Source organism: Massilia luteola (genome assembly GCF_034420155.1).
GTDB classification, from domain to species: Bacteria; Pseudomonadota; Gammaproteobacteria; order Burkholderiales; family Burkholderiaceae_D; genus Telluria; species Telluria luteola.
This window is the reverse complement of the sequence record NZ_JAXOFN010000002.1, coordinates 267,430-280,437: the sequence shown is the minus strand read 5'-3', so window position 1 is coordinate 280,437 and position 13,008 is coordinate 267,430. Positions and strand designations below refer to the sequence as shown.

The following is a 13,008-nucleotide window of genomic DNA, read 5'->3' as shown; positions in this document are numbered from 1 at the left end:
GCTGCCGAAAAATGACATCCAGGAAACCATGAGCTTGATACCTGCACCGGACCTGCGCCGCGAACTGGGCGACTGGCGCCTGTGGACCGTGCGCGCCATCGTCATCGCCCTGGCGGGCACGGCGGGCCTGACGGTCGTCGGCTTTTCCTGGCTCGCGGACAAGGCCTACGAGACCTTCGCCGCGCTGCGCAACGTGGCGTGGTGGAGCCCGCTCATCTGGACGCCGGCCTGCACCGCGTTCGTCGTCTGGTGCACGCGCCGCTTCGCGCCCGGCGCGGCCGGCTCCGGCATTCCGCAGGTGATGGCCACCCTCGAGCCGGAGGTGGGCGACGCCGAGCGCGGGCTGTTCGTGTCGCTGCGCCTGACCGTGGCCAAGATCCTGCTGACGACCGGCGGCCTGCTCGGCGGCCTGTCGCTGGGGCGCGAGGGGCCGTCCGTGCAGATCGCGGCCGGCGTCATGCTGCAGGCGCGCCGGCTGATTCCGGCCGGCAGCGCGGTCGGCGTCCACGGCCTGCTCGTCGCGGGCGGCGCAGCCGGCATCGCGGCCGCCTTCAATACGCCGCTGGGCGGCGTGATGTTCGCCATCGAGGAACTGGCGCGCGCGCCGGAACAGCGTTCGAGCGGCCTGATCATCGTCGGCATCGTGCTGGCCGGCCTCGTCGGCGTATCCGCGCACGGCGACAGCGCCTATTTCGGCGTCATCCATGCGCCCGCGATCGGCCTCGACCTGCTGCTGCCGGGGCTGCTCGTCGCCGTGCTGGCCGGCCTGGCCGGCGGGCTGTTTTCCCGGCTGATGATCGCGTCGCTGTCCGGCCGGAGTCCCGACCGCGTCAGCCGCTGGCGCGCGCACCGGCCGGTGCTGTTCGCGGCTGGATGCGGCCTCGCCGTGGCCCTGATCGGCGTCGTGACCGACGGCGCCGCGTTCGGTTCCGGCTATGCGAGCACGCGCCACATGGTGGAGGGTAGCGCCGCGATGCCGTTCGCCTACGCCCCCTTCAAATTCCTGGCGACGTGGCTGACCACGTGGTCCGGCGTACCGGCCGGCATCTTCGCGCCGTCGCTGGCGATCGGTGCGGCGTTCGGCAACGATGTCGCGCTGCTGCTGTACGGCATGCAGGTCCCGGCGCTGATCGCACTGGGCATGGTCGGCTTCCTCGCGGCCGCCACGCAGGCGCCGCTGACGGCCTTCATGATCGTCATGGAAATGGTCGACGGCCACGCGATGGTACTGAGCCTGATGATGTGCGCGCTGATCGCGTTCGCCGTCGCGCGGCTGATCAGCCCACCCCTCTATCCGACACTGGCGAGGCTGCAGCTGGGCCGGATTCCCGCCAGCACGGCGGCGCCGGCGGCGCCGGTCACGGCGGACTGAGGCGGCACGGAAACAGCGCGTCCCGGCAGGTCCAAATTTGCTAGCATGGGACATGCTGACACGGAACCTGCGCCTCGGCCGCGCCCGGCCCCCGACCCCTGCCGCAGTGCTCACGCTGCTGGCGGGACTGGGCCTGACTGCCGTCCTCGCGGTCGGCATGGTCGATGGCGAACGCGAGCGCGCCCGCTCCGAATTCCTGCAGCGCGCGGAAATCCGTAGCGCGACCGTGACCCGCAGCTTCGGCGACGCGCTCGACGTGCTGCAGGCGGCGAATGCCCTGTTTTCCTCGGTGGGCATCGCGACCCGCGACGAGTTCGGCGCCTTCGCCCGGCCCCTGCTGGCCAACCACCCGTACCTGCAGGCCGTGGTGTTCCACCGGATGGTGAGCAGCGCGGACCGGGCCGCGTTCGAGGCGGCGAACCAGCGCTTCCGGCCCGGTTTCGAGATCCGCGAACGCCAGGCGACGGGCGACACGGTGCGGATCGTGCCCGCGGGCCGGCGTCCGCGCTACCTCGTGCTGGACTACGTGGAGCCGCTGGGCGGCAACGAACTCGCGCTCGGCTACGACGCGTTTTCGTTCGCGCCCCACGCCACCGCGTTCATGCGCGCCATCGACACGAACCAGCCCGCGGCCAGCGCCATGCTGCCGCTGCTGCAGAACGGCGACCGCCTCGGCTTCGTCCTGATCCAGCCCGTGTACCGGCGCGGCGCGCCCCTCGTCAATGCGGCCGCGCGCAGCGCCGCGGCGCTCGGCGACACGGCCGTCATCATCGACGTGGCCGCGCTGGTCGACTCGAACCTCGCGAAATCGAACCTGCTGGCGCCCAACGGCCTCAGGATCGAACTGTACGGTCCGGGCGCGGACGGTCCGCAGCGCGCCTACGTCTACGATTCGCTGGGCCGCGCGCGGCGCCCGCCCTGGCGCGCGTTGATCGGCGACACGCTGTTCACGAACCGCCACGCGTTCGACGTGGCCGGCCTGCCGTGGGAGCTGCGGATCACGGCGCGTTCGAGCGACATGACCGGCAGCACCGGTCCCCTGATCGCGTTCGTCCTCGGCTGCCTCGTGAGCCTGGCCACGTCGGCCTATGTGCAGAGCCGCGTCAAGCGCACACGCCGCATCGAGGCGCTCGTCGAGAGCCGCACGGCCGACCTGCACGACGCCCTCGATGCGCTGCGGCTGTACCGGCGCGCCATCGAGGCCAGCGCGAACGCCATCGTCCTCGTGAGCGCGACGCGTCCCGGCTACCCCATCGAATACGTCAATCCCGCGTTCGAACGCATCCGCGGCTATCGCGCCGCCGAGGCGGTCGGCCGCGGCCTGCTCGAACTGGGCGCGCGCGAACCCGACCGGGCCGCCGTCGCCGAACTGCGCGCCGCCATCCGCGAGCGGCGCGAGGCGCATGTGTCGATGCGTCTCAGCTGCGGCGACGGGCGCGAGATGCACGCCGAGGTGTACATCGCGCCCGTCAACAACGACGACGGCGTCACGACCCACTTCGTGATGACGCAGTACGACGTGACGATGGCCAAGCGCTACGAGGCCGAGCTCGAGGCGCGCGCCCGCTTCGACACGCTCACGGGCCTGCCCAACCGTTCGCTGCTGCAGGACCGCATCGAGAACGCGATCAACCTGGCGTCCGGGCGCGGCGTCGTGTGGGTGGTGGCGCTCGACCTCGACCACTTCAAGTTCGTCAACGACACGCTCGGCCACGACGCCGGCGACGAACTGCTCAAGACGGCGGCGCAGCGCATCTGCTGCTCGGTCGGGCGCACCGACACCGTGGCGCGCACGGGCGGCGACGAATTCGTCCTCGTGCTGCCGGGCCGCGAGAGCGAGTCGGAGGCGGCGGCCACGGTGCGTGCCGTGCTGCTGGCGCTCGCGCATCCGCTCGAGCTGTCCGGGCAGGACCTCGTGCTGACCGGCAGCGCGGGCCTGGCCGCATACCCGGCCGACGGCAGCGACGCCGCCACCTTGATCCAGCACGCGGAAGTCGCGATGTACCGGTCCAAGGAACTGGGCCGCAACATGGTGCAGTTCTACATGCCGACGATGAACGCCCGCGCCCGCGAACGGCTGGCGCTGGAGGGCGCGCTGCGCAGCGCGCTGACGCACGACGAGTTCGAACTGTACTACCAGCCGCAGGTCGACCTGGAGTCGGGCGCGGTGGTCGGACTGGAGGCGCTGATCCGCTGGCGCCATCCGAGCTTGGGCATGGTGCGGCCCGACCGCTTCATCAACCTGGCCGAGGAGACGGGACTCATCGTCCCCATCGGCGCGTGGGTACTGCGCACGGCGTGCCGCCAGAGCCGCGCCTGGCAGCACGCCGGCCTCGGGCCGCTGCGCATCGCCGTGAACCTGTCGGCGCGCCAGTTCGCGGAGCCGAACCTGGTGCGCGAGATCGCGCGGGTGCTGGAAGAGACGGGACTGTCCGCGGAATGCCTCGAAGTGGAGATCACGGAAAGCCTCGTGATGGGCGACGTCGAGAGCGCGATCCGCACGATGCGCGAACTCAAGCAGATGGGCGTGCTGCTGTCGATCGACGATTTCGGCACCGGCTATTCGAGCCTGTCGTACCTGCGCCGCTTTCCCGTCGACGTGCTCAAGATCGACCGCAGCTTCGTGCGCGACATCCCGTTCGACGAGGACGATGCCGCCATGGTCGCCGCCATCATCCAGCTGGCGCGCGGCCTGCGCATGCGCGTGATCGCGGAGGGCGTCGAAACCGAGGCCCAGCTCGACTACCTGCGCCGGCGCGGCTGCGACGAGGTACAGGGCCACGTGTATGCCCAGGCCGCCTCCGGACCCGACGTCGAGCGCATGCTGCGCACCGGACGGCATATGCTGCCGCATAACGCCACCGTATGAGCGTGCGCCAACCGAAACCCCGCTTGCCGTCGGCTATACTTGCGGCCATCACCGAAGAAGCTGACAGGAAACGAAGTGGATGACCATAACGACGGCAAGCGCTGGGACGGACGCGAACGCAGGATGATCGACCGCGCCGGCGACCGCGCCAGGGAAGCCTATGCGCGGGCGCACGGCCACCTGATGACGAAGCCGCCGCACGTGCGCTGGCTGTACATCGCCGCCGGCATGTTCCTGCTGCTCGTGACGCTGTTCGCCGCCTGGATCGCGCTGCTGTTTCCGCTCACGCCCGGCATCGAGGACGTCAAGCAGGCGCGCGTGGCGCGGCCCACGGTCGTCGTCTCGGCCGACGGCCGCCAGCTGGCCAAGTTCGAACAGGGCATCCAGATGAAAGTGCCGCTGTCGCAGATCTCGCCGAACGTCGTCAACGCCCTCATCGCGACGGAAGACCACCGGTTCTACGAGCACCACGGCGTCGATTTCACCCGCATCGCCGGCGCCTTCGTCGCCAACCTCAAGGGCGATGCGCAGGGCGGGTCGACGATCACGCAGCAGCTGGCGCGCAATATGTTCCGCGACGAGATCGGCCGCGCGCGCAACATCAACCGCAAGCTGAAGGAACTCATCACCGCCTTCAAGATCGAGAACACCTACAGCAAGACGGAGATCCTCGAAGCCTACCTGAACACGGTGCCGTTCCTGTACAACACGTACGGCATCGAGGCGGCGGCGCACACCTATTTCAACAAGACGGCCGCGCAACTGAACGAGACGGAAGCCGCCACGCTCGTCGGCATGCTCAAGGGGACCGCCTACTACAATCCCGTGACGAATCCGGAGCGCTCGCTGGCGCGCCGCAACGTCGTGCTGGGCCAGATGCTGAAGGCCGGGGTGTTCGACGACGCCAGGTACCGCCAGCTCGTGAAGCGGCCGCTGCGCGTGCATTTCACGCGCCTGGTCGAGCACACCGGCAAGGACGACCATTTCACGGCCTACGTGCGGCGCTGGCTCGTGGAGTGGGCGGACAAGAACGACGTCGACCTGCAGCAGGACGGCCTCGTCGTGCAGACGACGCTCGACTACGACCTGCAGCAGGCGGCGCTGCAGGCGGTCCAGCGCGAGGCTGGCGCGCTGCAGGCGATCGCCGACGTCGACTGGGCCCATTCCTGGCCCGTCAACGCGACGCAGACGCAGACCTACGTCGACATGCGCCCGGGCGTGAATCCGTTCGAATACTACTGGGCGTCGCACGGCGAGATGCTCGAGACGTTCATCCGCGAATCGTCCGACTACCGCAAGGCCGTCGACGGCGGCGAGAACCCGGTGGCCGTCCTCAAGCGCCTCAAGGCCGACCGCGACTTCATGCGCCAGCTGAAGACGGCCAAGTCGCGCCTGGAAGCCGGCTTCCTCGCGATGGACCCGACGACGGGCGAGATCAAGGCCTGGATCGGCAGCCGCGATTTCGAGCGCGAGCAGTACGACCACGTCGTGCAGGCCGCGCGCCAGCCAGGCTCCACGTTCAAGCCGATCGTGTACGCGGCCGCGCTGGAACAGGGCATCAAGCCCGACCACCCGTACCTGGACGCCGTGACGACGATCCGCTTCGCCGACGGCACCACCTGGCGCCCGACCGACAACAGCGGCACCACGGGCCGCCAGCTGACCCTGCGCGACGGTCTCGTGTACTCGAAGAACACCATCACGGCGCAGGTCGTGCGCGACATCGGCGTGGCGCCCGTCGTCAAGCTGGCGCGGGACATGGGCGTGCGCACCAGCAAGCTGGCGCAGGTGCCGTCCATCGCGCTGGGCACGAGCCCCGTCACGCTGCTCGAGATGGTCAACGCCTATGCGACGATCGCGGCCCAAGGCGAGTACCGCAAGCCGGTGTTCGTGCGCCGCATCACCGACCGCGACGGCCAGGTGATCGCCGACTTCGGGCAGCAGACGCCGCAGCGGGTGCTGTCGCAGGCGTCCGCCGTGACCCTGATCGACATGATGCGGGGCGTGATCAACCGCGGCACGGGCACCGGCATCCGCTACCGCTTCGGCATCACGGCCGACGTGGCGGGCAAGACCGGCACCACGCAGAACAACGCCGACGCCTGGTTCATCATGATGCACCCGAACCTCGTCGCGGGCGCGTGGGTGGGCTTCAACGACAACCGAGTTACGATGCGCTCGAATTACTGGGGGCAGGGCGGCCACAGCGCGATCCTGCTCGTGGGCGACTTCTTCAAGTCCGTGCTGGCCAGCGGCAAGATCAGCGCCGACGCGCTGTTCCCCGGCGGGCACAAGCCGGAACCGGTGATCCGCCACGAGACGCCGCCGCCGGAGGAAGACATGGAAGAGGGCGGCGACATGCAGCAGGAAGGCGGCCCGCCGGCCGACCTGCCGCAGCCGCCGGACAACGAACCGCCCGCGCCGCCGCAACCGGATCAGGCGCCCACGGAAGGCGGGGGCATCCAGCCGAACGACGCGTGAGCGCGGACAACGGGCGCCGCCGGCGCGAACCCGATCAATGCGCGGGCCGGGCCTGCGGCGCGCCGCGTCCGTCCGGGCGGCGCGCGCCGGTGTCGCTGGCGGCGCCCTGCTGCAGACGCAGCTCCTGCGCCCGCGGCGCCGTCGAGATGCCCAGCTCGCGCAGCATCTGCATCGTCTCCAGCAGCACGGCCTGCTGGGTGCGCAGGAACAGGCCGTAGTCGACGTCCGACAGGTTGTAGACGATGTCGTATTCGAGGTAGTTCTGGTCCATCGTCGTCAGGTTCACGTGGTCCGGTTGGACTTTTTCCTTGGCCGCGATGATGGCGGACAGCCGCTCCGGCACCTGCGCGGCCACGTCGGCCGGCGTGGCCGGGTTCACGCGCAGGGTGTACTGCACGCGGCGCGTGTGCTGGCGCTTGAAATTGTGGACGGTCTTGCGCAGCAGTTCGGCGTTGGCGATGACGATCTGCTCGCCGGACAGCGCGCGGATACGGGTCGTCTTGAGGCCCACGTGCTCGATGGTGCCGAAGAATTCCGGCACCGAGATCGCGTCGCCGACCTCGAACGGCTTGTCGGTGGCGATGGCCAGCGACGCGAACAGGTCGCCCAGGATGTTCTGCACGGCCAGCGCGACGGCCACGCCGCCGATGCCGAGGCTCGCGACGAACGTCGTGACGTTGATGCCCAGGTTCGCCAGCATCGCCAGCAGGAACACCGTCCAGACGCTCCATTGCAAGGCCCAGATCACGAGCGTGTGGGCGACCGTCACCTGCTCGTCCTCGCGACCCTTGCCGTGCACGCGGAAATAGCGCCGCGCCGTCACGGCGATCGCGTGGTGCAGGTACACGGCCAGTTGCGCGCCGAGGGTGATGAACCACAGGTGGCCGATGCGCTGGTTCCAGGGCGGCGGCAGGTCGAGCACCGACGCGCCGATCAGCAGCGCGGTGGCGAGGATGGCGAGATTGCTCGTGCGCGCCAGCGTGTGGCGCAGCACCTCGACGATGGGTTTGTGGGCGCGCGCGTCGTCCAGCTTGTCGAGGCGCCGCCGGACCAGGTGGACGGCGCCGTGGATGGCGATGAAGCTGGCGACGGCGACGCCCAGGGCGGCGGCCGCGTTGGCCCAGCCGATGTCGAGATTGGAAAAATAGCCGCGGATGGTCATTGGGCTCCTTTCGGAAGGCGGTCGGGGATGGGGTCGGGATCGGGCGGGCGCGGCGGCCCTGCGGCGCGGGCGCGAGGGCCCGTCCGGTTGCGGCGAAGAGGTGTGGCCCGGGCGGCGGGCGCCGCCCGGCGGGGACGGCCCGGTGGCCTCAGTGGCGCGTGGCGCTCAGGTGCGCGCGCACGGCATCCGCGCTGCTGCCGGCCGTCTTGACGGCCTGCTCCAGCTCATCCTCGGTCACGCCCAGTTCCTTCGTCCAGTACTGGACCTCCCACTTCTCGTGCAGGTTGATGCGCGAACGGTCCTGCGGGCCGCGGTTGTGCAGATTGTCGGACATGATGGCCTCCTTGATCGGTATGAACGCAGCATGCCACCGCGTGCGGCCGTATTCCGTTCGGTGCTTCACGTTGGGGGCGCCTGAAAAGGGGTTCGTTTCCGCATTTCGCTTCGCAGACACACTGCCCGCGGCGTCCCCGGGCTTACGGCGCGGGGGTGTTTTGTTGTAGGCTAGCGTGATCGACAACCAGGAGAACTTGCATGACGAAGCCTTACGACACCGCGCAGCCCGAGCGCAGCGCCATCGACGCGCTGCCCGGCGTGGTCGCCCTCGATTTCGGCACCAACTGGTGTGGCTATTGCCAGGCCGCGGCCAGCCACATCGACGACGCGCTGGCGCCGCATGCGGCCGTCCGGCACATCAAGGTGGAGGACGGCCCGGGTCGCAAGCTGGGGCGCTCGTTCAAGGTGAAGCTGTGGCCGACCGTCGTCGTGCTCAAGGACGGCCAGGAAGTGGCGCGGGTCGTGCGCCCGGTCGACAGCCGCGAGCTCGCCGACGCACTGTCGCAGGCCGGTGCCGCATGACCGGGGCCGCCACGCAGACCCGTCCCGCCCAGAACCGGCCCGCGACCGTGCTGTTCGCGAGCCTGATCGGCACGACCATCGAATTCTTCGACTTCTATATCTACGCCACGGCCGCCGTGCTGGTATTTCCCAAGCTGTTCTTCCCGGCCGGGGACGCCGCCGCGGCCACGCTGCAGTCGCTGGCGACGTTCGCCATCGCCTTTTTCGCGCGCCCCGTCGGCTCGGCCGTGTTCGGCCACTTCGGCGACCGCATCGGCCGCAAGGCCACCCTCGTGGCCGCACTGCTGACGATGGGCCTGTCCACCGTCGCGATCGGCCTGCTGCCGACGTATGCCGCCATCGGTACGCTGGCCCCGCTGCTGCTCGCGCTGTGCCGCTTCGGCCAGGGGCTGGGCCTGGGCGGCGAGTGGGGCGGCGCCGTGCTGCTGGCGACCGAAAACGCGCCGCCGGGCAAGCGCGCCTGGTACGGCATGTTCCCGCAGCTGGGGGCGCCGCTCGGCTTCTTCCTGTCGAGCGGCGTGTTCCTGCTGCTGTCCGGCCTGCTTTCCGATGCCGAATTCCTCCGCTACGGCTGGCGGATCCCGTTCCTGGCCAGCAGCATGCTGGTCCTCGTCGGCCTGTACGTGCGCCTCAAGATCACCGAGACGCCCGATTTCCAGGCCGTGCTCGACCGCAACGAGCGCGTCAAGCTGCCCGTCGCGGACGTGTTCGCGAACCACACGCGCGCGCTCGTGCTGGGCACGCTGGCGGCGCTCGCCACATTCGTCGTGTTCTACCTCATGACCGTGTTCGCCCTCAGTTGGGGCACGTCGGCGCTGGGCTATTCGCGCCAGACCTTCCTGCTGCTGCAGTTGGGCGCGATCGTCTTCTTCGGCCTGACGATCCCGATCTCCGCCGTGCTGGCCGACCGCCACGGCCGGCGCGCGGCGATGATCCTCGTGTCGGCCGGCCTGGCGCTGTTCGGCCTGCTGTTCGGGCCGATGTTCGGCTCCGGCAACCTGGCGCTCGTCGCCCTGTTCCTCGTGCTGGGCCAGTGCCTGATCGGCATGACGTACGGGCCGCTGGGCACGCTGCTGTCGGAACTGTTTCCCGCCGAGGTGCGCTACACGGGCGCGTCGCTCACCTTCAACCTGTCCGGCATCCTGGGCGCCTCGCTGGCGCCGTATGTGGCAACATGGCTGGCGACGCACCACGGCCTGCAGGCGGTGGGCTGGTACCTGACCGGGGCGTCCGTCATCAGCCTCGTCGCGCTGCTGCTGACGGCGCCCACGCCGCGCGGCACGCCGGCCGCGGCACGTTGACCGGAGGAATCCAATGGGATTGCAAGGCGGATGCATGTGCGGCGCGGTGCGCTACGAGGCGTCGGGGGCCGTCACCCATCCGACGCTATGCCATTGCGTGGACTGCCGCCGCGCCAGCGGCGCCCCGGCGCTGGCCTGGTTCAGCGTGCGCAGGGACGCGCTGCGCTGGACCCGCGGCACCCCGGCGCGCAATCCGTCCAGTCCCGGCGTCGAGCGCCTGTTTTGCGGCAACTGCGGCACGCAGCTAACGTGGCACAGCGCAGCGGCGCCGGACGAGATCGACGTCACGACCGGCAGCCTGGACGATCCGGACACGCTGCCGCCGGCCGACCACACCTATTATTCGCAGCGGGTACGCTGGCTGCATCTGGCCGACGATTTGCCGCGTTACCCACGCCTACGGACCGACGGCATGGAGGGTTGACGCAAACCCCACACAATTCGATTCTTCAGAGAAATAATTACAATAAAATACACAATTGTGCGCACGAAACGATAGCAAATCGTTAAAATGAAGCTCTACCAATTTACACGGAGAACTTCATGTTCCAGTCTGTCCTGCGTCTTGCCACCGGTGCTGTCCTCATGTCCGCCGCGCTCTGTGCCTCCGCCGCCCCGGCCACGTACAAGGACTTCAAGCTTTCCGGCGTGCTGCAGGAAATCCCCGGTCCGTCCGCGCGCTGCGCATCGCATTTCGGGGGCACCATCCTGGGTTTCGGCACCAGCCCGCTGGTCGGCAAGGTCACGTTCCTGGCCAGCGACTGCATCGCGCCGAACGGCACGTCCTACACGTTCAGCGAAGGCAAATTCCTGATCACGACGATGACCGGCGAACTGATCTTCGCCAACTACAGCGGCCAGTTCGTGCCGACGGGCGAGGGCACCAAATTCGTGTTCAGCGGCGCGACGTTCCAGGTGACGGGCGGCACGGGCCGCTACGCCAGGGCGAGCGGCGGCGGCGACATGACGGGCGGCGAGGATATGACGACGGGGCAGGGGACGATCCAGCTGTCGGGCCGGATCCTGGCGAAATAAGCGGATCGCGGATGCGACATGACGGCCGGGATCGCCCGGCCGTCGTCGTTTCGGATCACGACGATCAGAACGAATAGACCAGCGTCAGCGACGTCTGCGTATCCGTATTCTTCTTCGTGTCCGGCACGTTCGTGTCGTTGCGCGCGCTGAACGCGGCCTTCATCTGCATCGTGCCGTTGATCTTGGTGGAGAGCGCGGTCTCGGCGATCGAGTGCATATTCGACGTGCCCCGTTCCACGCTCACGCTCTGGGAAAACGCCGCGGACGGGCTCACGCGCCAGCGCAGCTGGGCCGCGCCGCGCACGGTCACGCCCGATTCGATGCCGCCGGCCGCATTCTCGCCGTGGAAATAGCCCGGACCCACCTCGACGTCGACGGTCTCGTCGTCGCGCTTGAGCAACTGGGTGCCGTAACCGACGCCGACCGAGGAATAGCGGGTGTAGGCGCCGAATTTATCGTTCACGTGCGAGCCCAGCAGGAAGGCGCGGTTGCCGTCCTCCAGCAGCTTGAACGCCGCCTTGGCCGACACCGAATAACGCTCGGCGGAGCGGGTGCGCGTCGTCGTGCCGTCCCCGTTGTGCGTGACGTCTTCCTTGAAATAGCCGCTGACGATGTACTCGTTGCTCCAGTTGGCCATTTCGTGGCGCGCGTCGACCTTGCCGGTCACGGACGTACCTTCGGTGTTGCCCGAGGTCGTGATGGCGCCGAGTTCGGCCGAGGTGTACCAGTTGCTGCCTTCCGGGATCGTCACGGCGGGCGCCTGGGTGAAGTAACTGGACGATGGCACGCTGTCGGCGAGATCGTCCGGAGCGGCCATCGCCGCCCCCGCGCTGGTCAGGGCCAGCACACAAAGCATCAGAGATTTCATGGGCAATCTGTACGGCTGCCTTCCGTCGCCATCGGGAGCGATGCACAGCCTGTCGTTCACGGATCGTCCGTCGGGCTGGAGCCCGCCGGCGGAGGCGACATTGTAGCCCAAAGCGCCGGTCGAAATACTTTCACGCGGAAATTTTACACATTGACCCGCGCGATCGTCCCGACCGATGCGCCAAGTGTTACGTACCCTATAATTGTGTTTGCATTTCTGGGCAACTGTTGCCTAGAATGCTTGCTTTGCCGACATACCGGCGTGCATGTATGAAGGAAGCACATTGATCAGGCTAGTCATCGCCGACGATCATGAGTTGATCCGCGAAGGGATCAAGAAGATCGTACGGCCCTGCGTCGACCTAAAAATCGTCGGCGAAGCCGCAGACTTGAAGCAAGCGATTGCCCTCATCACCCAGGTTCACCCAGACGTCGTGATCCTGGACTTGACCCTGCCCGACTATGACGGGCTGGACGGCCTTGCCGAATTGCGGCGCCATTTCCCCGACCTGCGGGTCGTGATCCTCAGCATGCATCCCGAGGAACGCTACGCGCTCGCCGCGTTGCGGGCGGGTGCGCTCGCCTATGTGTCGAAATCGATGGCCTCCGCCGAACTGGTCGACGCCGTCCGGCGCGCGGCCGCGGGCGGCACCTGGCTGGGTCCGCGCGTCGGCATGTTGCTCGCGCATGAGGCGCGTCCCGGTTTCCGGCCCGCGCACTACAGCCTGACGCCGCGCGAGGCCGAAATCGTCGCACTCATCGGTTCCGGGCTGCAGATCAAGCAGGTTGCGGCCGAACTCGGCATCAGCGTCAGTTCGGTCAACACCTACCGCACGCGTATCTTCCGGAAGATGGGCCTGTCGACGAACGCGGCCCTGATCCGCTACGCCCTGCAGCACGGCCTGGCGGGCTGACCTGCCGTACTGCCCGGCATGTTGTCGTATGGCAACAATGTTAAAGGGTCGCTGTCACAGAATTTGTGACAGCCGTTTCCGTGCAAATGTGTCTTCCCACAGGCCTCCACGGCCCGTCGATGTTAAATCTGTGTAAAACTAGAAGCGGG

At 68.4% G+C, this 13,008-nt stretch carries 11 protein-coding genes; 8 read left to right on the top strand and 3 right to left on the bottom strand.

The genetic code is table 11. The features are described from left to right. Window positions 1-28: 28 nt before the first annotated feature. The 3 genes from U9J41_RS04270 to U9J41_RS04260 all read left to right on the top strand — a co-directional run bounded on the left by U9J41_RS04270 (window position 29) and on the right by U9J41_RS04260 (window position 6,722). The gene (locus U9J41_RS04270; protein ID WP_322400451.1) at window positions 29-1,372 is read left to right on the top strand and encodes a chloride channel protein; all 1,344 of its coding nucleotides are present in this window, start codon (window positions 29-31) and stop codon (window positions 1,370-1,372) included. A gap of 52 nt (window positions 1,373-1,424) precedes the next feature. Continuing rightward, window positions 1,425-4,241, top strand: coding sequence for a bifunctional diguanylate cyclase/phosphodiesterase (locus U9J41_RS04265; RefSeq protein WP_322400450.1), 2,817 nt, complete (start codon window positions 1,425-1,427; stop codon window positions 4,239-4,241). Between the two features lie 75 nt (window positions 4,242-4,316). Then, window positions 4,317-6,722 (top strand): penicillin-binding protein 1A, encoded by a 2,406-nt coding sequence (locus tag U9J41_RS04260; RefSeq protein WP_322400449.1) that lies wholly within the window; start codon window positions 4,317-4,319, stop codon window positions 6,720-6,722. A gap of 34 nt (window positions 6,723-6,756) precedes the next feature. Here U9J41_RS04260 and U9J41_RS04255 read toward each other — a convergent pair whose 3' ends face one another. Both U9J41_RS04255 and U9J41_RS04250 read right to left on the bottom strand, forming a co-directional pair. Next, entirely contained in the window at window positions 6,757-7,884 is a 1,128-nt protein-coding gene (locus U9J41_RS04255) for a mechanosensitive ion channel family protein (protein ID WP_322400448.1), read from the bottom strand. Between the two features lie 148 nt (window positions 7,885-8,032). Further along, window positions 8,033-8,218: a DUF3606 domain-containing protein gene (locus tag U9J41_RS04250; RefSeq protein ID WP_322400447.1), complete on the bottom strand. Its 186-nt coding sequence runs from the start codon at window positions 8,216-8,218 to the stop codon at window positions 8,033-8,035. Between the two features lie 200 nt (window positions 8,219-8,418). Here U9J41_RS04250 and U9J41_RS04245 point away from each other — a divergent pair, with 200 nt between their 5' ends. The 4 genes from U9J41_RS04245 to U9J41_RS04230 all read left to right on the top strand — a co-directional run bounded on the left by U9J41_RS04245 (window position 8,419) and on the right by U9J41_RS04230 (window position 11,078). Beyond that, the gene (locus tag U9J41_RS04245; RefSeq protein WP_322400446.1) at window positions 8,419-8,742 is read left to right on the top strand and encodes a thioredoxin family protein; all 324 of its coding nucleotides are present in this window, start codon (window positions 8,419-8,421) and stop codon (window positions 8,740-8,742) included. After that, complete coding sequence (locus U9J41_RS04240; protein WP_322400445.1) at window positions 8,739-10,043, top strand: MFS transporter; 1,305 nt, start codon at window positions 8,739-8,741, stop codon at window positions 10,041-10,043. Before U9J41_RS04245 ends, U9J41_RS04240 begins: the two co-directional genes overlap by 4 nt. A gap of 13 nt (window positions 10,044-10,056) precedes the next feature. Further along, window positions 10,057-10,467, top strand: a complete 411-nt coding sequence (locus tag U9J41_RS04235) for a GFA family protein (protein ID WP_322400444.1) — start codon at window positions 10,057-10,059, stop codon at window positions 10,465-10,467. 119 nt (window positions 10,468-10,586) lie between these two features. Beyond that, window positions 10,587-11,078: a hypothetical protein gene (locus U9J41_RS04230; protein WP_322400443.1), complete on the top strand. Its 492-nt coding sequence runs from the start codon at window positions 10,587-10,589 to the stop codon at window positions 11,076-11,078. 64 nt (window positions 11,079-11,142) lie between these two features. Here the strand turns inward: U9J41_RS04230 and U9J41_RS04225 are convergent, their stop codons facing one another. Next, a complete protein-coding gene (locus tag U9J41_RS04225; protein ID WP_322400442.1) occupies window positions 11,143-11,946 on the bottom strand; it encodes a DUF481 domain-containing protein in 804 nt (267 codons plus the stop codon). Between the two features lie 283 nt (window positions 11,947-12,229). Between U9J41_RS04225 and U9J41_RS04220 the strand changes: the two genes are divergently transcribed. Continuing rightward, on the top strand, window positions 12,230-12,859 hold the full coding sequence (locus U9J41_RS04220) for a response regulator transcription factor (protein ID WP_322400441.1): 630 nt from the start codon (window positions 12,230-12,232) through the stop codon (window positions 12,857-12,859). The last annotated feature ends 149 nt before the right edge of the window (window positions 12,860-13,008 follow it).

Bases quoted from the DNA above. Each gene is read 5' to 3' on its own strand.
- U9J41_RS04245 (WP_322400446.1), top strand. From the start codon at position 8,419: ATGACGAAGCCTTACGACACCGCGCAGCCCGAGCGCAGCGCCATCGAC.
- U9J41_RS04225 (WP_322400442.1), bottom strand. From the start codon at position 11,946: ATGAAATCTCTGATGCTTTGTGTGCTGGCCCTGACCAGCGCGGGGGCG.
- U9J41_RS04230 (WP_322400443.1), top strand. From the start codon at position 10,587: ATGTTCCAGTCTGTCCTGCGTCTTGCCACCGGTGCTGTCCTCATGTCC.
- U9J41_RS04255 (WP_322400448.1), bottom strand. From the start codon at position 7,884: ATGACCATCCGCGGCTATTTTTCCAATCTCGACATCGGCTGGGCCAAC.
- U9J41_RS04265 (WP_322400450.1), top strand. From the start codon at position 1,425: ATGCTGACACGGAACCTGCGCCTCGGCCGCGCCCGGCCCCCGACCCCT.
- U9J41_RS04270 (WP_322400451.1), top strand. From the start codon at position 29: ATGAGCTTGATACCTGCACCGGACCTGCGCCGCGAACTGGGCGACTGG.
- U9J41_RS04250 (WP_322400447.1), bottom strand. From the start codon at position 8,218: ATGTCCGACAATCTGCACAACCGCGGCCCGCAGGACCGTTCGCGCATC.
- U9J41_RS04235 (WP_322400444.1), top strand. From the start codon at position 10,057: ATGGGATTGCAAGGCGGATGCATGTGCGGCGCGGTGCGCTACGAGGCG.
- U9J41_RS04240 (WP_322400445.1), top strand. From the start codon at position 8,739: ATGACCGGGGCCGCCACGCAGACCCGTCCCGCCCAGAACCGGCCCGCG.